The following is a 22,977-nucleotide window of genomic DNA, read 5'->3' as shown; positions in this document are numbered from 1 at the left end:
CGAATGGGATGGATCGGTAAGATCATGCGGGTTGGCCGCGTCGTGGAGCCTGCTGGGCCGACACCGGCTGTGGTGACGGAATCGCCTGCTGGCGTGAAGGGTTCGTTGCAGATCCGCCACGTCGATGCCGGGTCCTGCAATGGGTGCGAGGTGGAGATCTCGGGCGCCTTCGGCCCGGTTTACGACGCGGAGCGGTTCGGCGCGCGGCTGGTGGCTTCCCCGCGGCACGCCGATGCGCTGCTGGTGACCGGTGTGGTGACGCGCAACATGGCCGAGCCGCTGCAAAACACCGTGGCAGCGACTCCGCGGCCGCGGGTGGTGATCGCATGCGGGGACTGTGCCCTCAACCGGGGGGTGTTCAGAGATGCCTACGGCGTCGTCGGTGCGGTGGGTGAGGTAGTGCCCGTCGACGTCGAGATCCCGGGGTGTCCGCCGACTCCGAGCGACATCGTCGCAGCCCTGCGATCGGTGACCGGCAGATGACCGTGACGTTGACGCCGGCCCCGCCGGCCATGGCGGCCGCGCCGAAGTTGTTGGCCGGGGACGGCTTCCGGCGCGCGTTGTCGGGAGTCCTGACGAGCTGTGTCGGCGGGTTGGGGGTGTGGCTGGGTCTGCTGGGGGTTTTCGGGTCGACGCGGCCGGTACACATCGGCTGGCTGCTTCCGCTTTCGGGGGTGTGGTTGGACCTCGACCCAACGGGCGGGTTTTTCATGGCGGTGACAGGAGCGGTCGCGGTCGCGGTGGGCGTTTACCTGATCGGCTACCACCACCTTGCGAGCCGGGTCCCGCTGGCGGTGGTGCCGCTGTTCGTCGCGGCGATGCTGCTCGTGCCGGCCGCCGGCTCGATTAGCACCTTTCTCTTGGCATGGGAGTTGATGGCGACCGCTTCGCTGCTGCTCGTGCTGGCTGAACACACCCGGCCGGAGGTCCGTTCGGCGGGTCTGTTCTACGCGGTGATGACCCAGCTCGGGTTCGTCGCCGTCCTGGTAGGGCTGATGGTGTTGTCGGCATCGGGCGGCGCCGACCGGTTCGCGGACCTGACGCGGGTGAGCGAGGGTGCACGGACCGCTGTGTTCGTCCTGACGGTGGCCGGGTTCGGGTCCAAGGCGGGTCTGTTGCCGCTGCATGCGTGGCTACCGCGGGCCCATCCCGAGGCCCCCAGCCCGGTGTCGGCGCTGATGAGTGCGGCGATGGTCAACCTGGGGGTATACGGCATCGTGCGCTTCGATCTTCAGTTGTTGGGCCCGGGTCCGCGCTGGTGGGGACTGACCCTGTTGGTCGTCGGCGCCCTATCCGCGCTCTATGGGGTGTTGCAGGCCTCGGTAGCGACCGATCTCAAACGGCTACTTGCCTATTCGACGACCGAAAACATGGGCCTGATCACCCTCGCCTTGGGTGCAGCGACGCTGTTCGCGGATTCGGGCGCGCACTCGGCGGCCACGATCGCGATCGCCGCGGCGATGCTGCACCTGGTTGGGCACGCGGCGTTCAAATGTTTGGGGTTTCTCGCGGCCGGATCGGTGCTGGCCGCAACCGGGCTGCGCGACCTGGACCGGCTCGGCGGCCTGGCCCGGCGGATGCCTGCGACGACGGTCCTGTTCGGTGTTGCCGCCCTGGGTGCATCCGGATTACCGCTGGGCGCCGGTTTTGTCAGCGAGTGGCTGCTGGTCCAGTCCTTGATTCACGCCGCGCCGCAGCACCACACGGCCCTGGCGTTGGCGGCGCCCCTGGCGGTCGGGGCGGTCGCGCTCACGACCGGGCTCGGGGTGGCGGCGATGGTGAAAGCATTCGGCATCGGCTTTTTGGCCCGCCCACGCTCGCAGCCCGCTGCCGACGCGGGTGAGGCGCCCCTCAGCATGCTCGCCGGAATGGCGCTCGCCGCAACCGTATGCGTCGTGGTGGCCGTGGCGCCGTTGGTTGTCGGGTCCACATTGCGGCGCGTGCTTACTGGGCTGTGCGCTTCCCACGACGTTGCGTTCACCGACTTCGGCGCCGTGCTGCGGCTGCCGGGCGTGCACGGGTCGATCGCGCCGGGCGGGATCGCCGCGGCGTTGACTGCCGCTGTGCTGGCCGCGGTTGGCGCGGCGAGTTGGCGCTCGCGGCGGCGTCCCGCTTCGGTGACGCTGCCGTTGTGGGCCTGTGGTGCAGAAGAACTCAGTCCACGGATGCAATACACCGCCACATCGTTCGCGGAGCCCCTGCAGCGGGTGTTCGACGACGTGCTGCGCCCCGACACCGACATCGAGATCACCCATCTGACCGAGTCGCGGTACCTGGCGGAGGCCGTCACCTATCGGGCCCGGATCGCCGATGCGATCGAGGAGCGGTTCTACAACCCGATCATCGGGGCGGTGGCCGCGGCCGCCGAGTTGGTCCGGCGGGCACACACCGGCAGCGTCCACCTCTACCTGGCCTACGGCATGCTCGGTGTGCTGGTGGTGCTGGTGATCGCCCGATGAACGTCTTTTCCTACGTCGCGGGCGCCGCCCAGATCGGTGCGGTCATGTTCGGCACGCCGGTGGTGATCGGCGTCATGCGGCAGGTGCGGGCGCGGCTGGAGGGGCGTGCCGGCGGTGGGGTGCTGCAGCCCTGGCGGGATCTGCGCAAACAGTTGGGCAAACAGCAAATCACCCCGCAGGGCACCACGGTGGTATTCGCTGCTGCGCCGGCGATCGTCGCCGGGACGACGCTGCTCATCGCCGCGATCGCACCGATCGTCGCGATCGGGTCCCCGCTGGATGCTGCCGCCGACCTGTTCGCCGTCGTCGGTCTGCTGTTCGTCGGCACCGTCGCCTTGACTCTCGCGGGCATCGACACCGGCACGTCGTTCGGCGGCATGGGCGCCAGCCGCGAGATCACCATCGCCGCACTGGTGGAACCGACGATTCTGCTCGCCGTGTTCGCGCTTTCCATTCCCGCCGGATCGGCGAATCTCGGTGCCCTGGTAGCCAACACCCTCAGCCATCCCGGACAGGTGGCGTCACTGACCGGAGTGCTGGCGTTCGTCGCGCTGGTGATCGTGATCATCGCCGAGACCGGGCGGCTGCCGGTCGACAACCCGGCCACGCACCTGGAATTGACGATGGTGCACGAGGCGATGGTTCTCGAGTACGCGGGCCCGAAGTTGGCGCTGGTCGAATGGGCCTCCGGGATGCGGCTCACCGTATTGCTGGCGCTGCTGGCCAATCTGTTCTTGCCGTGGGGAATCGCCGGCGGGCACCCGCGCCCGCTCGACGTCGTGATCGGCCTCGCGGCGATCGCGGTCAAAATCGCTGTGCTGGCGGTGCTGCTCGCGGCCGCCGAAGTATTCATCGCCAAGCTGCGCCTGTTCAGGGTGCCCGAGCTGCTGTCCGGTTCTTTTCTGCTTGCCCTGCTCGCGGTGACGGCGGCCGACTTCTTCACCACCCAGGGCTAGAGAGGCAGCAATGAACTTCGCGATCATGACCGATTTCGCCGCGGGTGGTCTCCTGTTAGCGGCGGTCTTGATCGTGTGGCGCCGCGACGTGCGCGCCATCGGGCGCCTACTGGCCTGGCAAGGTGTTGCGCTGGCCACCATTCCCATCGTGCGGGGAGCGCATGACAACGACCCGGCGCTGATCGCCGTGGGCGTTGCGGTACTACTGTTGCGCGCCTTGGTTTTGCCGTGGCTGCTGGCCCGCGCAGTGGGCGCCGAGCAACGCGACCACCGCGAGGCGACCCCCTTGATCAACACGGCGACCTCCTTGCTGATCGCCGCGGCGCTGACCGTTGTCGCGTTCGCGGTCACCCGGCCGATGGCCAACCTGGAACCGAGCGCCACGACCAATGCGGTCCCGGCCGCGTTCGGCGTGATTCTGATCGCCCTGTTCGTGATGACGACCCGGGTGCACGCCTTGTCTCAGGCCGCAGGATTTCTGATGCTGGACAACGGGATCGCTGCGACCGCGTTCCTGCTGACCGCCGGTGTGCCGCTGATCGTGGAACTCGGCGCCTCACTGGACGTGCTGTTCGCCGTGATCGTCATCGGAGTGCTTACCGGCCGCCTGCGCCGCACCTTCGGCGGCGCCGACCTCGACCAACTACGGGAGCTGCGCGACTGATGACAAGCCTGCTATTGGCCGCGATACTCGCACCGCTGGCTGCCTCGGGCGCCGCGGTGGCGCTCGGTTGGCGCCGCCTCACCGCATCGTTGACAGTTCTCTCGGCGGCCACGGTTCTGGGCTGCGGTGCGATGCTCGGCTTCGGTGTCGGGTCGCGTCAAAATCTGGCGCTCGGTGGCCTGCTGCGCGTGGACGCTTTGTCAGTCACCATGCTGATCGTCATCGGAGTTGTCGGCACCCTGGCCACCTGGGCCAGCATCGGTTACATCGACGCCGAACGCGCCCACGGCCACACCGACGCCGACGGGGCCCGCCTGTACGGGGCGCTCACGCCCGCCTTCCTCGCTGCGATGGTCGTTGCGGTGTGCGCCAACAACATCGGCGTGATCTGGGTGGCCGTCGAGGCCACCACCGTTGTCACCGCCTTTTTGGTCGGGCACCGCCGCACCCGCACCGCACTGGAAGCGACCTGGAAATACGTCATCATTTGCTCGGTCGGTATCGCGATCGCCTTCCTCGGTACCGTGCTGCTGTACTTCGCCGCCCGTCACGCCGGCGCGCCGGTCACTGCCGCACTGAACCTCGACACCCTGACCGCGCGGGCACACACCCTGGATCCGGCGGTCACCCGACTCGCCGGCGGTCTGCTACTGATCGGCTACGGCGCCAAGGTCGGTCTGGCGCCATTTCACACCTGGCTGGCCGATGCGCACAGCCAGGCACCGGCCCCGGTGTCGGCGTTGATGAGCGGGGTGTTGCTCTCGGTCGCGATTTCGGTGCTGCTGCGGATCAAACCGATCGTCGACGCCGCCGCCGGTCCGGCGTTCTTGCGCGAAGGTTTACTCACGGCCGGGCTGGCCACATTGGTGATCGCTGCGCTGATGCTGACCGTGACAGGTGATGTCAAGCGAATGCTGGCGTACTCGTCGATGGAAAACATGGGGTTGATCGCGATCGCTGCGGCCGCCGGGACCGCAGTGGCGATCGCCGCTCTGCTGCTGCACGTCCTGGCCCACGGTATCGGCAAGACGGTGTTGTTCCTCGCCAGCGGACAACTGCAGGCTGCACACGGCTCCACCGCCATCGCCGATATCACCGCGGTGGTGCAACGCTCGCGGCTGATCGGTGGGTCGTTCGCCGTCGGGCTGATCGTCTTGCTCGGCCTGCCGCCGTTCGCCATGTTCGCCAGCGAGCTGGCCATCGCCCGCTCGCTGGCCGATGCCCGGCTGGCGTGGGTCCTCGGCGTCGCGATGCTGCTGATCGCCATCGCCTTCGCCGCGCTGGTGCGCAATGCGGGCCGCATGCTGCTCGGCGCTGCGGCCGATGGCGCCGCGCCCCCCATCCCCGTGCCTGCCTCCGTCGCGGGGGCCCTGCTCGTCGGCGTCGCCGCCTCGTGCGTGCTGGGTGTCACCGCCGGGCCGCTGGCTCAGCTGTTCATGACCGCGGCCAGTCACCTGGGAGTAGTTCGGTGAGCCCGACGTGGTTGCGGTACCGGGTGTCCGACGACGGGCTGACCGACAAGGCCGAAGAACTCCTGGCGAGCGGTTTCCGGCTGGCGCTGGTTGCCGCCCACGACGACGGCGACCGGCTGCGGGTCATCTACCTGTTCCTCGCCGGCTGGCCCGACCGCCGTGTCGAGCTCGAATGCGTCGTCCCCGTTGACAGTCCGTCGGTGCAGTCGCTGGCGTATCTGTCTTTCCCGGCGGGCCGCTTCGAACGCGAAATGCTCGACTTGTACGGCATTCGGCCGAAGGGGCATCCCCGCCCCCGCCGGCTGGTTCGACACGCGCACTGGCCCGAAGATTGGTACCCGATGCGTGTCGACGCAGGCCCGGCGCCGCAGTTCGCGTCGAGCGGCCACTTCCCGTTCCTCACGGTCAACGGCGCCGGGGTCTATGAGATACCGGTCGGCCCGGTGCACGCCGGGATTATTGAGCCCGGTCACTTCCGGTTCTCTGTCGTCGGCGAAACCGTGCTGCGGCTGAAAGCGCGGTTGTGGTTCGTGCACCGCGGCCTTGAGCAACTCTTCCACGGCCGCATCGCCGGTGATGCGGGGGACCTCGCCGAACGGGTCAGTGGCGACACTTCTGCAGCGCACGCCCTCGCGCACAGCCTCGCCGTCGAAGACGCCCTCGGGATAGCGTTGCCCGACCACGCCCACCGGCTGCGGGCCCTGATCGTGGAACTGGAACGGCTCTACAATCACGCCGCCGATCTCGGTGCGCTCGCCAACGACGTCGGATTCGCGCTGGCCAACGGGCACGCACAACGCATCCGCGAACAACTACTTCGCATCAACGCCGCCGTCAGCGGGCACCGGCTGCTGCGCGGGGCCATCCGCCCGGGCGGGGTGACCTTGCACCAGCTGCCCGATCCCGGGCAGCTGCTCCGCCTCGCCGCCGACCTCGCCGAGGTCGCCGAGCTGACGCTGGGTAACAGCGTCGTCTACGACCGCTTCGCCGGCACCGCCGTGCTCGCCGTCGACGACGCCCGCGCCATGGGCTGCCTGGGCTATGTCGCACGCGCCAGCGGTATCCGCACCGACGCCCGGCTCGAGCATCCCAGTACCACGCTGCCCATCACCGAGATCAGCCAGTCGGCCGGCGATGTCCTGGCGCGTTACGCGGTCCGGCGCGACGAATTCGCGGCCTCCGCCGTATTGGCCGGCTACCTGGTCGAATCACACGGTGGCCCCATCGAATACAGGACACCCATGCCAGTGCTGGGGAGCCCGCGCAGCGGAGTCGGCATCACGGAAGGCTGGCGCGGCACCATCGTGCACCGCGTCGAGATCGACGCCGATTCGCGCATTACCCGCGCCAAGATCGTCGACCCGTCCTGGTTCAACTGGCCCGCGCTGCCGGTCGCCATGGCCGACACGATCGTCCCCGACTTCCCGCTGACCAACAAGAGCTTCAATCTGTCCTACGCCGGCAACGACCTGTGAGCGCGCACCGGCGCCCTTCCCTCTATTGCATCACTTTGCTAAAGTTCGCAATTAACAAATATGTTGTTGGGTTGGGAGGGGCATCGTGACGGACGCACACCAGCCGCTGTACCGGATGAAGGCGGACTTTTTTAAGACACTGGGCCATCCGGCCCGCATCCGGATCCTCGAGCTGCTGAGCGCCCGCGAACACGCGGTATCCGAGATGTTGCCTGAGGTCGGCATCGAGCCGGCCAACCTGTCACAGCAGCTGTCCATCCTGCGTCGCGCCGGTCTGGTCACCGCTCGCCGGGAGGGGCTGTCGGTGTGCTACGAGCTGACCTCACCCCAGGTGGCCGAGCTGTTGAGCGTCGCCCGGTCGATCCTCAGCAGGGTGGTCGCGGGTCAGGCCGAAACCCTTGAAGACCTCCCTGGATCACTGGTGGCCGAGCGGGCGGGCTGAACGGGTGACGGAAAGGCAGGCACCGACACCGTGGCCGCGCGGATCGCACGATTGTCGTCGCGGGTCAACCCAGAGGTCGCGCCGCGAATTCGGCCGCTGCCGCTCAAGGCGGGTACCGGAATGCTGACGACCTGCAACCGGCGCGACGCGGAGGGTAATCCGCTGCGCGCCGTCATGGCGCACGAAGACCTGTCGATCGACCTCGCCGGCAGCCCGCCCGACCAGATCGTGCCTGCGCTCACCGAACCGCTGCTGGTACCCACGGTGAACGCAGAGGTGGTCCGGGCCCTGGGCGAGCATCGCTTCGCCGCATCTCGCGCCACGCCGCGCCACGGCGACGCCACACCGCAGCAGCCAGTCACCCTGCACCAACATTCCGGAGGAGAATCATCATGAGCACCGTCGCCATCACCGGCCTCGACACTGCGCCGACCACCGCGACCGCGATCGTGGACTGGGTTAACAGCGTGGCCGATCTGACCAGCCCCGACGCGGTCGTGTGGTGCGATGGCTCTCAGGCCGAATGGCACAGGCTGACAACACTTCTCGTGGACAAAGGAACCTTCGTCGCGCTGTCGAAAAAGCCCAACTCCTTCTGGTGCGCGTCAGACCCCGAGGATGTCGCTCGCGTGGAGGACCGCACCTTCATCTGCTCTCAGCATTCCTCCGATGCCGGGCCCACCAATAACTGGATGGATCCCGTCGACATGAAAACGGTGATGACCGAGGAGTATCGCGGGGCGATGGCCGGGCGCACCATGTACGTGATCGCGTTTTGCATGGGGCCGCTGGATGCCGCCGAACCCAAGCTTGGTGTGCAGATCACCGACTCCGAATACGTCGCAGTCTCCATGCAGATCATGACCCGCTCGGGAACACCGGTGTGGCACAAGCTTGACACCGGCGCTGAGTTCGTCCGATGCCTGCACTCGGTCGGCGCACCCCTGCACCCCGGTCAGGACGACGTGGCGTGGCCGTGTGACCACACCAAATACATCAGTCATTTCCCCGAGGAACGCACGATCTGGAGCTATGGCTCCGGATACGGCGGCAACGCCTTGCTGGGTAAGAAGTGCTACGCGCTGCGCATCGCCTCCAAGATGGCCCACGACGAAGGCTGGCTCGCCGAGCACATGCTGATCCTCAAACTGACCTCCCCCGAGGGGCGGGTGTACTACATCGCCGCCGCCTTCCCTTCCTCGTGCGGCAAAACCAACCTGGCCATGCTCTCCCCGACGCTTGAGGGGTGGAAGGCCGAGACCATCGGCGACGACATCGCGTGGATGCGATTCGGTGAGGACGGCCGCCTCTACGCGGTCAACCCCGAGGCCGGCTTCTTCGGCGTCGCCCCCGGTACCGGCGCTCACACCAACCCCCACGCGATGGCGACGATCGAGCGCGGCAACTCCATCTTCACCAACGTTGCCCTCACCGACGACGGAGATGTCTGGTGGGAAGGCATGACCGCCGACCCGCCCGCGCATCTTATCGACTGGAAGCGCCGCGATTGGACGCCGCAGTCGGAAGAGCCTGCGGCGCATCCTAACTCGCGCTATTGTACGCCCATCGCGCAATGCCCCACTGTCGCCGACGAATGGAACGACCCAGCCGGCGTGCCCATCTCGGCGATCTTCTTCGGCGGGCGGCGCGCCAGTACCATCCCGCTGGTTACCCAGGCATTTGACTGGCAGCACGGGGTGTTCCTGGCCTCCACCCTGTCCTCGGAAACCACCGCCGCCGCCACCGGCACAGTCGGAGTCGTGCGCCGCGACCCGATGGCGATGCTGCCGTTCCTGGGCTACCACGTCGGCGACTACTTTGCGCACTGGCTCGACATCGGCGCGAACGCAAACCAGGATCTATTGCCGAAGATTTTTTACGTCAACTGGTTCCGCCGCGACGATGACGGCTCGTTCCTGTGGCCGGGATTCGGCGACAATTCGCGCGTCCTCAAATGGGCGCTGCAGCGCGTGGAGGGCAGCCTCGACGCGCTACGGACGCCGATCGGCGACATCCCGTACCTTGAGGATCTCGATCTCACCGGCCTTGACCGCGCATACGACGACACGGCAGTCCTTGCTGCACTGAAGGTGGATCCGACCGAGTGGAAACGCGAAATCGAATTGATTGATGAATGGTATGCCTGCATCGGTGGCAACAAACTTCCCGATGTCCTGCGCCAACAACTCGGTAACCTCAGAGAACGCTTCACGGCCGCAGGACGCGCCACCGGCAACCTCGCTGGACAAGAAGCTTCTCAATGAAGTTGTCGGATCGTTGCTGTTTTGGTCGTAGGTTCCCAGACGGCCATCACGCGTACCTCGAGGTCAATGCGGACGAGACCACGGGCGTGCTTGCGGTAGGCTAACCTCACCGCCGCGTCCGGTTTGCCGAACGAGTTGCCAGAAAACGGTTTTCACCAAGAGCTGGTCGCAAGTGCGCATGGCGGGCATGCGTGGCTCGGTAGCCGCTGGTGGTCGGCGAATCGCTGGTGGGCTTGCGGCGGCGCTGTCGGATCAATGCGGTCAAGACCGGTGACGCCTTGTCGCGCGCATGCTGCAACGAGCTAGCGACCCCGTCGGTTGGGTCGATCACCGACTACGTTACCGCTGCCGGTTGGGGTGTGGAGTTCACCGGGAAGATCACCTGCCCGATCGAGGAAGCGCACCGCGCCTTGTCCGGCCCGGAAACCGAAGTCGCCCAGGACGAATACGGCCTGCGGCGCCGCAGGCTATCTCACGACGTAGTGCCGAGCATCATTCTCTATGAGTTTCGCAGTGAGAGTATGCGGCGGCTGCCGCGCAGGCCAGTTCGTGGTCGCGGTATCCGTGAGGGGCAGGTCGCGGCGCGAAAGCGCCCGTAATTCGTTCTACGACAAGCGTTCTGCGGAGCTCGGCGATTGTGTCCTCGAAGGCGGGTTCGGTCTTGTGCGCGTTCCAGAGTTGATTTTGGCGGCCGGTCCGGCGAGGTCCCCGGCGTGGTGGCCGCGCAGTGCGTACCAGATAATGACGCGGACGTGGACGTAAAACTGGCATGGCACGGTGCGTTCGACCGCGTGCTGGAGGCGGTTACGGGCTTGGCCGATGCCCGATGCCCGATGCCCAATGCCCAATGCCCAGGAGTTGCTTGGCCGCCGCGATCGCGGTCTCGAACGGTCAGCGGTGCATGTGGTGTGTGGCGAAGGTCTCAGCGGTGCTGTCGGTGTCGGTGTCGGTGATGAAGATCGTCAACATCTTTTGCCGGCCGGGACCAAGGATCAGCACCACCTCGGCGGTCTTCTCATCGACCATCGCACCAGCCACAGTGCTCACCTTCTCTCGGGCAAGCTACACCGCTTGACTCCTACACCCTGTAGCGGCACCCTCGGCTGGGGATTCGGTAGCCTCGATACTGGCTGACATTCACGTTGTCGGTGCCTCAACCACGTCGCGATGAGCCCAGAAAGGCATTGATGTTCGCACTCGTCAGCGAGTTGGAGATGTCTGACCGCCCGCCCCCGGGTCTGGACACACCGGGTGTCGACGCCCGGGTTTCGGCCACCCGCGCCCTGCCCGGCGTGCAACCGCGCCTCCTTGCACTGCGCTGGCCTGGGGGCCTACGACCGTCGGCACAGTCACTATCCGGTTGCCCGAGCGAGAACTTCGCCCGCAGGCCCAGACCACGGTGGCTCCGACCCGCGAACGGTGCGGCCGAGCGATCACCGCTCATGGGGCATCGTGGCTGAGCCTGAATCCACCGTCGCCGACCTCGTCCACCAACATCGCCGCTTAGCCGGCTTGTCGCGTGAGCGGCTGGCCTCCGAGATGGACAAAGCCGTCAGCTGGGTGTCTGAGGTTGAACGAGGCGAACGCGTCCTGACCGATGTCACCGTGCTCGACAGGCTGGCGAAGATTTTGGGCGCTCCGCTCAGCGAGTTCATCCAGGCAGCGCTCGGCCGCAGCGCACGCGTACACGGAATAATCGTGGACGAATCGCAACGAACCTATTCCGATGCAGAGCCGGACGCTCTGCACGAATCCATCCAGTATCAGCTTCAACGCTACGGCGTGAACGATGTGATCACGCTCTACGCCAACGATGATCTCGGTGAGCTGATGGACAACTGTCCTCCCGACGACGACGTGATCGTCATCCGTTCGGGCCGGGAGTTGATACCTCCGGTGGTACGCCTCTTGACGTTGAGGTCGGTGCGCCTGCCTGCGCATTTCATCGTGTGGGATCCCAGCGACAGCGGTCAGATCGTGGCGGCCCGTCTCGAGTGCGCCGATTTGCTGAGGATAAACTGACCGACCCGTGTGCCTTCGATTCTGAACTGCGCAAATTGAGCGACACCAGGGGCTTGCACCGCTACACCGTCGAAGAACTCGTCGCCGATGATGCGGTTCGCGTCGGAGGTTCTTTCGCCAAGTCGGGCATACGCAAATATTTTCATAAACAAGCCGACGGCCGCGGTTCGGTGAAGTTGAGTGATGAGAAGCGTTTCTATGCCCGTCTTCCGGCCGCGCTCAGCCCTTACTACCCGAAATTGTTGTTTTCCCACGAGGAAGGTGATGCTGTCTGTCTCGGGCTTGACTATGTCGGCCAGCCAAACCTCCGTGACTTACTGCTCAACCTTCGCATCACGCCCGATCAAGCGGCTTCTGTACTGAAGCAAGTGCTTGACTACGAGTACCATCAGGCATACCTTCCGTATCTGGCCGAGCCGCCGTCGACCTACGTGCAGGACTACCATTTCAGCCGCGTCTGGAATCGTCTCGGAGTTTCGATCGATCTCGACGCGGAATTATCTCTGCTGGTAGAGAGTCGTTGCTTGCAGGTCAATGGGAGAGTAATACCGAACATCCCCGCGATGTTGCTCGAATTAGAACGCAGCAGTCGTGCGTCGACAGAATTGGCGCCGCCCGGGGTATCGCCCTACATTCACGGTGACCTGCACTTGGAGAACATCTTGTACGATCAGGAATCGGACAAGTTTTGGCTGGTCGATCCGCGCGGGTATCCCGCCTGTGACATCTACTATGACATCGGGAAGTTGGCGCACAGCTACAACGGTCTCTACGACTTGTTGCATGAGGGCCGCCACGAGATAAGACACCGTCTCGAGGCCGATGCGGCAGTTGTCGAATTCGGCTTCAGATCGCCGCATCTGGTCGGGATATATCGGCGATTGAAGAACTCCATGCAGAAGGTCGTTGCAGACGTTCTGCGCGCGGATACCGAAGAAATGGACCTCAGGATCAACTTCAACGAGGCCATGCATTTTTGTTCCGACATGCCGTTTCATATCCACCCAGAGGCGTCGCCGAATGTGGCGGTAGCTATCTATGCGACGGGTGCTTTGCTGCTTGCGGATGTGCTGCGGAAACTGTCAATTGAACTGCCGTTCTCGAGTGAATCGCATCGCAGCGGGTTGAGTCGTATGAACGATGTCGATCACGATGAATGGCGACTCGAGGGGTAGGCGATATGCACGATGTCCACGCGCGACTCGTCGCATTCGATATCGACGGTACGTTGTTGGACTTGGACAACCCGGTTGCCACCGCCACGGCGGCATCCCTCCGAGAACTGCAGACGCGAGGGCTTGAGATAGTTTTCGTCAGCTCCAGGCCGATCGCATCCTTGGTGTTGCTTGCGCGGGCGATCGGGGTGGACGCGCACTTGATCGCGTACAACGGCGCACTGGCCAGGAGTGCGTCCGGCCGGCAGTTGATCGCCGAGGGTTTTGTGATAAACGGGGAATTGACCGAGGTTCTCCGCCGGTTTTCCATCGCTGGCGGTGCGGTGAACTTTTACCTGTGTGAGGGACTCCGCTGGTTGGCGTTCGGACCCGCCGAATTCATGGACGTGGAAGAACGAGCGACTGGTTTGACCGCTGACGAGCGACTTACCTCGGATGCGCTGCCGAATCTAGCCGGGATCTCTGTGTTGAAAGTCATGTGTCGGGGTGCGGAAGCGGCCTGCAAACAATTGCTCCGCGATATGGAAACATATTCGAGCTTGGACGCCGTGGCCAGCGGGCGCGATTGCTGTGACATTCAGACCAAGGGCGTAGGGAAGGCGCAGGCAATGCGGGTGCTGTGCCAGGACCTCGGCGTAGGCATGCACGACGTCGTGGCCTTTGGCGACAGCGACTCGGATGCGCCGATGCTGCACATGGCCGGCTACGGTGTGGCCGTGGGTGCGGCGACTGACCGTGCGAAGTTGGCGGCGCGCGAGCACATCGATGGTCCAGGCTCGAATGCCCTGGCCGTGTGGGTGGACAGAATCGCGATGTCGGACTGATGTGAGAACGAAAAATGCGATAGTGGTCGCGATGATGTCCAAGCCCTGGTCCGATGGCTGTTTCGCGCACTGACGTCCTGATCTTCGGTGCGGGCGGTCGCGTCGGGGAAGCATTGAGCCGGCTGCTACCCGGATACGGAGTGTCGATCAGCAGCGCTTCGCGAAACCCGACTGCGTCGAACACCCGCGGGGTTGACGTCCGATCCGGCAGTGACGTGGTCGAATGCATCGAAGCTGTCCGACCACGCGTCGTGATTTACGCTGCGGCTCTGTCCGATCCAGATCGGTGCGAGCGGAATCCGTCGGTCTCCTACGATGTCAACGTTCGTGGGTTACGCCAGGTGGCAGCGGCGGCGGCAGGTATCGGGAGTCGTGTCGTCTATTACTCGTCCGACTACGTCTTCGGGGCGCCCGGGAATTACTTCGAGGACGCTCAGGTGGCGCCTCTGCAGGTGTATGGCCGTCACAAGTCCGAGGCCGAACAGCTGCTGCTCGGCGACGGCGACAACGTGGTGATACGTCTCCCGCTGTTGTTCGGGAGCAGAGACTTTGTTGGCGAAGCGTTCAACGCGATACGACAGGGTGCACCGCTTCGCTGCGACGGCCGGAGACGCTATCCGATTCCGTTGGAGCATGTCGTGCGGGTGACCGCCATGACCATGGCGACGAATGCCCGGCGAGGTATCTATCACGCCGTGGGCGTCGACGGAGTGACGAAATTGGAGTGGGCAGGGTATATCGCCGGGCTGCTCGCAAAGCCCGCCCCTGCGGTGGCCGCGGCAGCCGACAGGTCATGCGCACCGCGACCGGTCGATGTCGTGCTGTCCACACGTCATCCCGACATGCGCGCTCCGGCCGGAACGGTATGGTCGGCCACCCGCGCGAGAGTCGCTGAACTTCAAGCGCGACTCGATCCCGCTCACCCGATCGCGAACGCGGGCTCCCCCTGCGAACCATCGGCGCCGGGGCATGCAGGGCCCGCGTCACGGCGGTGCATGTCCCGGCCCGGCCGCCGAGCCGACGGCGTCGCCGAGTGAGGCGAACCCTCCTTCGTGTAGCCGGCGGGCGATGCCGTCGTGAATATGCTTGGCCCACAAGGGGCCGCCGTAGATGAAACCGGTGTAGCCCTGCAGCAGCGACGCCCCCGCGGTGATGCGTTCCCACGCGTCGTCGGCCGTCTCGATGCCCCCGGCGCTGATCAGCACCAGCCGATCACCGACGCGTGCGTAGAGCCGGCGCAGCACCTCGGTGGCGCGGGGCGCCACCGGCGGTCCGGAGATGCCACCCGGGCCCAGCCGGTCGACGTCGGGGGTACTCAGTCCGGCGCGCGACACGGTGGTGTTGGTGGCGACGATTCCTGCCAGGCCCAACTCCGCGGCCAGGTCCGCGATGTCGTCGACGTCGGAATCGGACAGGTCCGGTGCGATCTTGACCAGCACCGGGGTCTGCGGCCCGGGGGGGCCCGAAACTTCGGCAAGCACGGCCGCCAGGATCGGTCGCAGCGAGTCGACGGCCTGCAGGTCGCGCAGCCCGGGGGTGTTCGGCGAACTGACGTTGACCACCAGGTATGACGCGAGCGGGCCGACCAGGCGAGCGCTCGTGCGGTAGTCGTCTGTGGCCTCGGCGGCCGGGGCCGTCTTCGTTTTGCCGATGTTCACCCCGATCGGCACATCGGGCCGGTTCCGGGCGAGCCGGATCGCGAGCGCGCCCGCGCCGCGGTTGTTGAAGCCCATCCGGTTCAGCAGGGCCCGGTCGGCGGGCAGCCGGAACATGCGGGGTGCCGGGTTGCCGGGCTGCGGGCGGGCGGTGACGGTGCCGACTTCGGCATAGCCGAACCCGAGCGCACCCCACGTGTGCAGGCCCGTGCCGTCCTTGTCGAAACCTGCGGCGAGCCCCAGCGGGCCCGCGAACCGCACCCCGAACACCGTGCCGGCCAGCACCGGATCCGACGGCGCCAACAACCGGTGCAGTGCCCGTCGCACCGGGACGAGGGCCGTGGCGCCGCGTAGCGCGGCGAAGACCAGCGTGTGGATCCGTTCGGGCGCAACGAGGAACAACAGCCGGCGCACCAGACCGTACAGGCGACGGGCCGATTCGCGCCTTTCGAGGGCCGTCACAATCCGGGCTGTTCGGGCCAACGCCCGGCGGAGTTGGCTCTGTCCACGCGAGTTTTCTTGCGTCGCAACAACACCCTTCGGCTGCCGTCGGTGTAGAGCCGTACCCGCGTCAGCTCCCAGCCGCGATATTCGGCCTCGATCGACAGCCGGATGGATGCGCTGATCCGGGTCACATCCGGGGGCAGGCGCAGCGGCGCCCACTCATATTCGTCGGACATCTCGGTATCCCAGCCCGCGGGCAAGCCGGTCCGGCGCGGCGCGGTCAACGCGCGCCCGCCGCGTGTTCGATGACCTGGACCCCCGCACCGCACCCCGACACCACGTACAAGGTGTCTGACGCTTCGTCAAAGGCCAGCGAGTTCGGTTGCTGCACGGCGGGGTAATGCACCTTTTCGACGGGAATTCCGGTGGACAGATCGTAACCGACCACCCTATTGGATGCGGTCTGGGATACCCAGGCCAATGTGCGGGATCCGGCCAGACCGTAGGGGGACTGACGCACCGGATAGGCCTGGTGCAGGATCAGCGGGTCGACGCTGTACACCAGCAGTTGGCCGCCGCGGGTGTCGGCGGCCAGCACTACGCCCAGCGGGTCGGAGGCCAGGGTGGTCGTGCCCTCGCCGGCGCGCAGCGCCTGCTGCGCGCGGCCGTCGGCGCCGATCGCCGTCACCGACGTCTGTCCCCGGTCCAGCACCACCGTCGTGTCCCCTTGGGCCACAATGGCATCCACGCGGGCGAAGATCTTGCTGCGGCTGCTGACGGCCGCGGTGCCCTCGCGGTCCGGATTCGGGGAGGCGAGGATGTAGACGGCGCCGTCGGCACTGCCGAGCACCAACTTGCCGTCGGCGCGTTGAGCGATCGCGGTGAACCGGGTCTGCTCGGCGCCGGCGACGGTCACCCGGGCGTTGTGGCCGGTGGACACCTCAACCACGAAGTAGCCGCCGTCGGTGGCCAGGTAGACCGTGCCGCGGCCGTCGTCGGTCAGCGCCGGTGCAGGGCCGGGCAGCGTGACGACGCGCGGCGCGCCCCGGGGATCGCCGAACACGGTGAGCCCGGCGGAGGCCGCCGGATCGGCCCCGGGTGTCAGGACCACCAACATGTGGGTCGCCCCGTCGAACGCCGCCGCCGCGGCGTGTCCCGCCAGGGGCCGTACCGAACCCGCCGGATCCTGCGACACCGGCGGTGACGCGGCAGGCCGGCCAGGTTCGATCGTGGGCGGGGGAGCCTGGAGCGGATTGGAGGAGCACGCAGCTCCCGGCACGGACAGCAGCAGCGCCATCAGCAGCAACGTGAGTTTTGCCGACCTGCAGCTCTGGGCGGCGTGTTCAGCGGATCTCTGTCGCGACAGCAATGGGTTACCTCGGCTCAGGTGACGGAACCGTCGAATTTTAGGGAACGGTTTCGCATCCAATTCGGCCATGTCGGCTACACCGGGCCGTACCGCGGAGGTATGGTCGCGACATGACCGTCATCGTTGACCGGCATGTTACGGGCGACCAGTTCGTGGTCGAAGACATGTTGACGGGGATTTTTGCGAGTGGCTACGGGCAGGTCGGAGACGGACGTAGTTTCTCCTTCCGCATCGAGCATCGATCCCTCATCGTCGAGGTGTACCGGCCGTACCTGGCCGGCCCGGTTCCACAGGCCGAAGACGTGGTCGCCACCGCGGTCCGCGGCCTGGTCGACATCGACCTCACCGACGAGCGCAGCCTGACCGCGGCGGTGCGCGACTCGGTCGCGCACGCAGCGCCCGTCACACGCTAGTCAGGTCGGTCGGCGGCCCTTCGCACCAGGTACCGTCGGCTCCGTGACTGCGGCTGCGTCGATGACTCGGCTCCCGGACGTCGTCCCGCCTGCGGATGCAGCGGCATGACCGTGATGTTGCTGCGGCACGGCCGGTCCGCCGCGAACACCGCGGGCGTCCTCGCGGGCCGGTCCGAAGGTGTCGATCTCGACGACAGGGGCCGTGAGCAGGCAGCCGGCCTGATCGACCGGATCGGCGACCTGCCGATCCGCGCGGTGATCTGCTCTCCGCTGCTGCGCTGCCTTCGTACCGTCGAACCGCTCGCGGAGTCCCTGTGCCTGGAGCCGCTGGTCGACGACCGGCTCGCCGAAGTCGACTACGGGGCATGGACGGGTCGCAAGCTGGGCGACCTGGCGGGCGAGCCGCTGTGGAAGGTGGTCCAGGCCCATCCGAGCGCGGCCGTGTTCCCCGGTGGCGAAGGACTGGCGCAGGTGCAGGCCCGGGCGGTGGCCGCCGTACGCGAACACGACCGCCGGCTGGCCGAGTACCACGGGGGCGACGCGTTGTGGGTGGCGTGCACCCACGGTGACGTCATCAAGTCGGTGATCGCCGATGCCTACGGCATCCACCTCGACGGCTTCCAGCGCGTCACCGCCGACCCGATTTCGGTCAGCGTCATCCGCTACACCGAGCTGCGGCCGTTCGTGCTGCACGTCAACCACACCGGCGCGCGCCTGTCGGCCGCGTTGCGGGCGGTGAGCCCGCCCAGGGACGATGCCCGGGAGGAGTCGCGGCGGCCGCAGGAAAAACCGGCCCCCGCGGTGCCGTCCAGCGACGCGGTGGTCGGCGGCTCGACCGACTGATTTCGCTGCGGTCCGACGGTCGGGCACTGTCGGATCGCGCAGCGACGGCACGAGCCGGTATTTTGGAAGTGCCATGGCCCGCGCAATTCATGTCTTCCGCACCCCCGACCGATTCGTGGCCGGGACTGTCGGCTACCCCGGCAATCGCACGTTCTACATCCAGGCGGTGCACGATTCGCGGGTGGTGTCCGTCGTTTTGGAGAAGCAGCAGGTTGCGGTGCTGGCGGAACGCATCGGTGCGCTGCTGCTCGAGGTGAACCGCAGATTCGGTACGCCCGTGCCGCCGGAGCCTTCCGAGATCGACGACGTCAGCCCGTTGGTGACGCCCGTCGACGCGGAGTTCCGGGTCGGCACGATGGGGTTGGGCTGGGACTCGGAGGCCCAGACCGTGGTGGTCGAGTTGCTGGCGGCCACCGACGCCGAGTTCGACGCCTCGGTGGTGCTCGACGACACCGACGACGGCCCCGACGCCGTACGGGTGTTCCTGACGCCGGAGTCGGCGCGGCAGTTCGCCACCCGCTCCAACCGTGTCATCTCCGCGGGACGGCCGCCCTGCCCGTTGTGCGAGGAACCGCTGGATCCCGACGGCCACATCTGTGCGCGCACGAACGGCTACAGACGCGGCGCGCTGCTGGGGCCCGGCGATGACGTCGACGAATGACCGGCGTGAGGTGCTGCGCGACGGCGAGATGACGATCCTCGGGCGGATCCGCTCTGCCAGCAACGCCACCTTCCTGTGCGAGGCGGCCCTGGGCGGGTCGGGTTCGGGCGCGCGCACGGTGCACTGCGTGTACAAACCCGTCTCCGGGGAACAACCGCTGTGGGACTTCCCGGACGGGACGCTGGCCGGCCGGGAGCTCGGAGCTTATCTGGTGTCGGCGCGATTGGGTTGGAACATCGTTCCCTACACGTTGATTCGCGACGGACCGGCGGGTCCGGGCATGGTGCAGCTGTGGGTGCAGCAACCCGGCGACGCGGTGGACTCCGAGCCACGCCCGGGACCGGACCTCATCGACCTGTTTCCGGCCGGCAGGCCTCAGCCGGGCTATCTGCCGGTGCTGCGGGCCTACGACTATGCCGGCGACGAGGTCGTCCTGATGCACGCCGACGACCTTCGGCTGCGGCGGATCGCGGTCTTCGACATCCTGGTCAACAACGCCGACCGCAAGGGTGGTCACGTCCTGCTGGGCATCGACGGTCGGGTGTACGGGGTCGATCACGGTGTGTGTCTGCACGTCGAGGACAAATTGCGCACGGTGTTGTGGGGCTGGGCCGGCACGCCGATCGACGACCAGACGTGCGAGGCGGTCGCCGGCCTCGTCGATGCGCTAGGCGACTCGCTGTGCGACGAATTGGCCGGGCACATGACCCCGGCGGAGATCATGGCTCTGCGCGGGCGCGCCCAGGCGCTGCTGGACAAGCCGGTGATGCCCGCACCCAGTCGGCACCGTCCCATCCCGTGGCCGGCGTTCTGACGCGGGCTCCGGGGCGTCGGTGATACTGAGATGGTGAGCCCCGACGCGGATGAGATGACCGATGCCGCACTTGCCGCCGATCTCGCCGCCGACGCCGGGGAGCTGCTTCTCACGGTGCGCGCGGAGATCGGTTTCGGCCATCCGGGGATGCTCGGCGACGCGGGCGACAGGCTGGCCAACGACCTGCTGCTGAGACGGCTGCGGGCCGAACGGCCCGGGGACGCGGTACTCAGCGAGGAAGCTGACGACGACCTGGTCCGGCTGAAGCGCGACCGGGTATGGATCGTCGACCCGCTCGACGGCACGCGCGAGTTCTCCACCCCCGGCCGTGACGACTGGGCGGTCCACATCGCGTTGTGGCAGCGGCCCACCGACGGGCAGCGCGAGATCACCGACGCCGCGGTGGCATTGCCGGCCCGCGGCAACATCGTGTACCGCAGCGACACGGTGACCGCCGATGCCGCGCGCGTCGGCGTGGGCGGCACCATCCGGATCGCGGTCAGCGCCAGCAGGCCTCCCGCAGTGCTCTACCGCATTCACCAGATGCTGCCCATCCAGCCGGTGGCCATCGGCTCGGCGGGCGCCAAGGCGATGGCCGTGATCGACGGCGAGGTCGACGCCTACCTGCACGCGGGCGGGCAGTGGGAATGGGACTCGGCGGCGCCGGCCGGGGTGTTGATGGCCGCCGGCATGCACGCGTCGCGCCTCGACGGCTCCCCGTTGCGCTACAACCAGTTCGACCCGTACCTACCCGACTTCGTGATGTGCCGCGCCGAGCTGGCGCCCATTCTGCTTGCAGCGATACGCGACGCCTACCGCTGAGCGGCCGCGTTTAGAGTCGAGGGATGCAGTCGTGGAGTTCGCCCGGCGTGCCGGAGTTGTCGGGTCGCGGCCCGGAGCTGCGTCTCTACGACACCTCCGATCGTCAGGTCCGTCCGGTCGCGGTCGGGATCGGGCCGGGCGCGGTCGCCGGCATGTACGTCTGCGGGATCACGCCGTATGACGCGACCCATCTGGGTCACGCGGCCACCTATCTGGCGTTCGACCTCGTGTATCGGCACTGGCTGGACGCCGGTCACGACGTGCGCTACGTGCAGAACGTCACCGATGTCGACGACCCGTTGTTCGAGCGTGCCGATCGCGACGGCATCGACTGGCGTGCACTCGGCGACCGCGAGGTCGCCCTGTTCCGCGACGACATGGCCGCGCTGCGCGTCCTGCCGCCGCACGACTACGTCGGTGCCACCGAAGCGATCGCCGAGGTTGTCGAGCTCGTCGAGAAGATGGTCGCCGCCGGCGCGGCGTACGCCGTCGACGGGGAATACCCCGACGTCTACTACCGTGCGGATGCCACGCTGCAGTTCGGCTACGAGTCCGGCTACGACCGCGAGACCATGCTGCGGCTGTTCGCCGAGCGCGGTGGCGACCCGGAGCGCCCCGGCAAGTCCGACGCCCTCGACGCCGTGCTGTGGCGGGCCGCGCGGCCCGGCGAGCCCAGCTGGACGTCGCCGTTCGGCGCCGGCCGGCCCGGTTGGCACGTCGAATGTGCGGCGATCGCGCTCAGCCGCCTCGGCAGCGGAGTGGACATCCAGGGCGGTGGCAGCGACCTGATCTTCCCGCATCACGAGTTCACCGCCGCCCATGCCGAATGCGTCGGCGGGGAGCGGCGTTTCGCGCGGCACTACGTGCACGCCGGGATGATCGGCTGGGACGGGCACAAGATGTCCAAGAGCCGCGGCAACCTGGTGCTGGTCTCGGCGCTGCGCGCCCGGGGCGTCGAGCCGACGGCCATCCGGCTCGGACTGCTCGCCGGGCACTACCGCACGGACCGGTCCTGGAGCGAGCAGGTGCTCGACGAGGCCACAGCCCGGCTGCAGCGCTGGCGCACCGCGGCGGCGTTGCCGTCGGGGCCGGACGCCGCCGACGTCGTAGCCCGGGTGCGGCGTTACCTGGCCGACGATCTAGATACCCCCAAAGCCATTGCTGCCCTTGATGGTTGGGTTACCGACGCGCTCGAATACGGCGGCCATGACACCGCCGCGCCGCGGCTGGTCGCGACCGCGGCCGATGCGCTGCTCGGGGTGGACCTGTGACCGGCGCGACGGTACCTTGTCGGCCATGACATCGCTGCAGGGCAAGGTCGTGTTCATCACCGGTGGCGCCCGGGGGATCGGAGCCGAGATCGCCCGCCGCCTGCGGGACCGGGGCGCCCAACTCGTGCTGACGGACCTGGACAAGGCCGAACTCGACGCGCGGGCCGCCGAACTCGGCGAGGACTGCGTGCTGACCGCGGTCGCCGACGTGCGCGATCTGCCCGCCATGGAGGCGGCGGCTGCGCAGGCCGTCGAACGCTTCGGCGGCATCGATGTCGTCGTGGCCAACGCCGGCATCGCCAGCTACGGGTCGGTGCTGCAGGTCGATCCCGAGGCCTTCAAGCGGGTGCTGGACGTCAACGTGCTGGGTGTCTTCCACACCGTGCGGGCCACGCTGGCGTCGGTGATCGACCGCCGGGGCTACGTGCTGGTCGTCTCGTCGCTGGCGGCCTATGCCGCGGCCCCGGGACTGGCACCCTACAACGCGTCGAAGGCCGGCGTCGAAATCCTGGCCGACGCATTGCGGTTGGAGCTGGCCCACCGGGGGGTCGGCGTGGGTTCCTCGCACATGTCCTGGATCGACACCGCGCTGGTCCGCGACACCAAGACCGACCTGCCCTCGTTCGGCGAGTTGCTCGCCAAGCTGCCGTGGCCGCTGAACACGACGACCACCGTCGACAAGTGCGCCGACGCCCTGGTGAAGGGCATCGAGGGCCGCCGGGACCACGTCTACTGTCCGCCCTGGGTCGGCGCGTTCCGCTGGCTCAAGCCGGTGTTGTCCACCCGGGTCGGGGCGTTCCCCATCCGCAAGACGACCGCCGAGTTGTTGCCGCGGATGGACGCCGAGGTCGCCGCGCTCGGCCGCTCCACGAGCGCCTACAACGAGGATTTGCAGACGCCCGGGGCCTGACCCGCCGCGTCAGGACAGGTCG

At 67.2% G+C, this 22,977-nt stretch carries 25 protein-coding genes; 21 read left to right on the top strand and 4 right to left on the bottom strand.

Annotated features, from left to right (window positions below; genetic code table 11):
* Nucleotides 1–3: 3 nt before the first annotated feature.
* The 10 genes from AC2VOK_RS10170 to AC2VOK_RS10125 all read left to right on the top strand — a co-directional run bounded on the left by AC2VOK_RS10170 (nt 4) and on the right by AC2VOK_RS10125 (nt 10,331).
* Complete coding sequence (locus tag AC2VOK_RS10170; protein ID WP_428900354.1) at nt 4–483, top strand: NADH-quinone oxidoreductase subunit B family protein; 480 nt, start codon at nt 4–6, stop codon at nt 481–483.
* Nucleotides 484–512: 29 nt separating this feature from the next.
* A complete protein-coding gene (locus tag AC2VOK_RS10165) occupies nt 513–2,459 on the top strand; it encodes a proton-conducting transporter transmembrane domain-containing protein (RefSeq protein ID WP_428900361.1) in 1,947 nt (648 codons plus the stop codon).
* On the top strand, nt 2,456–3,415 hold the full coding sequence (locus AC2VOK_RS10160; protein ID WP_343709112.1) for a respiratory chain complex I subunit 1 family protein: 960 nt from the start codon (nt 2,456–2,458) through the stop codon (nt 3,413–3,415). Before AC2VOK_RS10165 ends, AC2VOK_RS10160 begins: the two co-directional genes overlap by 4 nt.
* Before the next feature lie 10 nt (nt 3,416–3,425).
* Nucleotides 3,426–4,079 carry a hypothetical protein gene (locus AC2VOK_RS10155; protein ID WP_343709111.1) on the top strand — a complete coding sequence of 218 codons (654 nt, stop codon included), beginning with the start codon at nt 3,426–3,428 and terminating at the stop codon, nt 4,077–4,079.
* A complete protein-coding gene (locus AC2VOK_RS10150) occupies nt 4,079–5,551 on the top strand; it encodes a proton-conducting transporter transmembrane domain-containing protein (protein ID WP_343709110.1) in 1,473 nt (490 codons plus the stop codon). Before AC2VOK_RS10155 ends, AC2VOK_RS10150 begins: the two co-directional genes overlap by 1 nt.
* Nucleotides 5,548–7,026, top strand: a complete 1,479-nt coding sequence (locus tag AC2VOK_RS10145; RefSeq protein ID WP_428900353.1) for a hydrogenase large subunit — start codon at nt 5,548–5,550, stop codon at nt 7,024–7,026. Before AC2VOK_RS10150 ends, AC2VOK_RS10145 begins: the two co-directional genes overlap by 4 nt.
* Before the next feature lie 115 nt (nt 7,027–7,141).
* Nucleotides 7,142–7,468 (top strand): ArsR/SmtB family transcription factor, encoded by a 327-nt coding sequence (locus tag AC2VOK_RS10140; RefSeq protein WP_428900360.1) that lies wholly within the window; start codon nt 7,142–7,144, stop codon nt 7,466–7,468.
* A gap of 30 nt (nt 7,469–7,498) precedes the next feature.
* Nucleotides 7,499–7,864 (top strand): hypothetical protein, encoded by a 366-nt coding sequence (locus tag AC2VOK_RS10135; RefSeq protein WP_428900352.1) that lies wholly within the window; start codon nt 7,499–7,501, stop codon nt 7,862–7,864.
* The gene (locus AC2VOK_RS10130; RefSeq protein ID WP_343709107.1) at nt 7,861–9,732 is read left to right on the top strand and encodes a phosphoenolpyruvate carboxykinase (GTP); all 1,872 of its coding nucleotides are present in this window, start codon (nt 7,861–7,863) and stop codon (nt 9,730–9,732) included. The genes AC2VOK_RS10135 and AC2VOK_RS10130 overlap by 4 nt, the downstream gene beginning before the upstream one ends.
* A 209-nt stretch (nt 9,733–9,941) precedes the next feature.
* On the top strand, nt 9,942–10,331 hold the full coding sequence (locus AC2VOK_RS10125) for a hypothetical protein (protein ID WP_428900351.1): 390 nt from the start codon (nt 9,942–9,944) through the stop codon (nt 10,329–10,331).
* 292 nt (nt 10,332–10,623) lie between these two features.
* Here the strand turns inward: AC2VOK_RS10125 and AC2VOK_RS10120 are convergent, their stop codons facing one another.
* Entirely contained in the window at nt 10,624–10,770 is a 147-nt protein-coding gene (locus AC2VOK_RS10120) for a hypothetical protein (protein WP_428900350.1), read from the bottom strand.
* A gap of 414 nt (nt 10,771–11,184) precedes the next feature.
* Between AC2VOK_RS10120 and AC2VOK_RS10115 the strand changes: the two genes are divergently transcribed.
* From AC2VOK_RS10115 to AC2VOK_RS10100, 4 genes are read left to right on the top strand one after another with little or no spacing between them, the layout of a single operon-like run.
* The gene (locus AC2VOK_RS10115) at nt 11,185–11,754 is read left to right on the top strand and encodes a helix-turn-helix domain-containing protein (RefSeq protein ID WP_428900349.1); all 570 of its coding nucleotides are present in this window, start codon (nt 11,185–11,187) and stop codon (nt 11,752–11,754) included.
* A 35-nt stretch (nt 11,755–11,789) separates the two neighbouring features.
* On the top strand, nt 11,790–12,929 hold the full coding sequence (locus AC2VOK_RS10110; RefSeq protein WP_428900348.1) for a hypothetical protein: 1,140 nt from the start codon (nt 11,790–11,792) through the stop codon (nt 12,927–12,929).
* 5 nt (nt 12,930–12,934) lie between these two features.
* Nucleotides 12,935–13,753 carry an HAD-IIB family hydrolase gene (locus tag AC2VOK_RS10105; protein WP_428900347.1) on the top strand — a complete coding sequence of 273 codons (819 nt, stop codon included), beginning with the start codon at nt 12,935–12,937 and terminating at the stop codon, nt 13,751–13,753.
* A 53-nt stretch (nt 13,754–13,806) separates the two neighbouring features.
* Nucleotides 13,807–14,790 carry an SDR family oxidoreductase gene (locus tag AC2VOK_RS10100; RefSeq protein ID WP_428900346.1) on the top strand — a complete coding sequence of 328 codons (984 nt, stop codon included), beginning with the start codon at nt 13,807–13,809 and terminating at the stop codon, nt 14,788–14,790.
* On the opposite strand, the gene AC2VOK_RS10095 is transcribed toward AC2VOK_RS10100, so the two are convergent.
* The 3 genes from AC2VOK_RS10095 to AC2VOK_RS10085 are packed head-to-tail and all read right to left on the bottom strand — an operon-like array spanning nt 14,737 to nt 17,149.
* Entirely contained in the window at nt 14,737–15,834 is a 1,098-nt protein-coding gene (locus AC2VOK_RS10095) for a quinone-dependent dihydroorotate dehydrogenase (protein ID WP_343709118.1), read from the bottom strand. The two genes, AC2VOK_RS10100 and AC2VOK_RS10095, sit on opposite strands and share 54 nt — an antisense overlap.
* A gap of 32 nt (nt 15,835–15,866) precedes the next feature.
* Entirely contained in the window at nt 15,867–16,136 is a 270-nt protein-coding gene (locus AC2VOK_RS10090; RefSeq protein WP_428900345.1) for a DUF5703 family protein, read from the bottom strand.
* Nucleotides 16,133–17,149: a YncE family protein gene (locus AC2VOK_RS10085; protein ID WP_428900344.1), complete on the bottom strand. Its 1,017-nt coding sequence runs from the start codon at nt 17,147–17,149 to the stop codon at nt 16,133–16,135. The genes AC2VOK_RS10090 and AC2VOK_RS10085 overlap by 4 nt, the downstream gene beginning before the upstream one ends.
* A gap of 182 nt (nt 17,150–17,331) precedes the next feature.
* Here AC2VOK_RS10085 and AC2VOK_RS10080 point away from each other — a divergent pair, with 182 nt between their 5' ends.
* The 7 genes from AC2VOK_RS10080 (at nt 17,332) to AC2VOK_RS10050 (ending at nt 22,955) form a co-directional block, all read left to right on the top strand.
* Entirely contained in the window at nt 17,332–17,634 is a 303-nt protein-coding gene (locus AC2VOK_RS10080) for a hypothetical protein (protein ID WP_421529483.1), read from the top strand.
* Between the two features lie 105 nt (nt 17,635–17,739).
* Nucleotides 17,740–18,477: a histidine phosphatase family protein gene (locus AC2VOK_RS10075; protein ID WP_428900343.1), complete on the top strand. Its 738-nt coding sequence runs from the start codon at nt 17,740–17,742 to the stop codon at nt 18,475–18,477.
* Nucleotides 18,478–18,550: 73 nt separating this feature from the next.
* A complete protein-coding gene (locus tag AC2VOK_RS10070; RefSeq protein WP_428900342.1) occupies nt 18,551–19,138 on the top strand; it encodes a DUF3090 domain-containing protein in 588 nt (195 codons plus the stop codon).
* The gene (locus AC2VOK_RS10065) at nt 19,122–19,952 is read left to right on the top strand and encodes an SCO1664 family protein (RefSeq protein WP_428900341.1); all 831 of its coding nucleotides are present in this window, start codon (nt 19,122–19,124) and stop codon (nt 19,950–19,952) included. Before AC2VOK_RS10070 ends, AC2VOK_RS10065 begins: the two co-directional genes overlap by 17 nt.
* Nucleotides 19,953–19,982: 30 nt before the next feature.
* The gene (locus tag AC2VOK_RS10060; RefSeq protein WP_428900340.1) at nt 19,983–20,774 is read left to right on the top strand and encodes a 3'(2'),5'-bisphosphate nucleotidase CysQ; all 792 of its coding nucleotides are present in this window, start codon (nt 19,983–19,985) and stop codon (nt 20,772–20,774) included.
* Between the two features lie 23 nt (nt 20,775–20,797).
* The gene (mshC, locus tag AC2VOK_RS10055) at nt 20,798–22,045 is read left to right on the top strand and encodes a cysteine--1-D-myo-inosityl 2-amino-2-deoxy-alpha-D-glucopyranoside ligase (protein WP_428900339.1); all 1,248 of its coding nucleotides are present in this window, start codon (nt 20,798–20,800) and stop codon (nt 22,043–22,045) included.
* Between the two features lie 25 nt (nt 22,046–22,070).
* Nucleotides 22,071–22,955, top strand: coding sequence for an SDR family oxidoreductase (locus tag AC2VOK_RS10050; protein WP_428900338.1), 885 nt, complete (start codon nt 22,071–22,073; stop codon nt 22,953–22,955).
* The last annotated feature ends 22 nt before the right edge of the window (nt 22,956–22,977 follow it).

The sequence above is a fragment of the Mycobacterium sp. TH-M116 genome (assembly GCF_057473685.1).
Note: the sequence above shows the minus strand (reverse complement) of the source record. Positions and strands in the feature narration are given on the sequence as shown.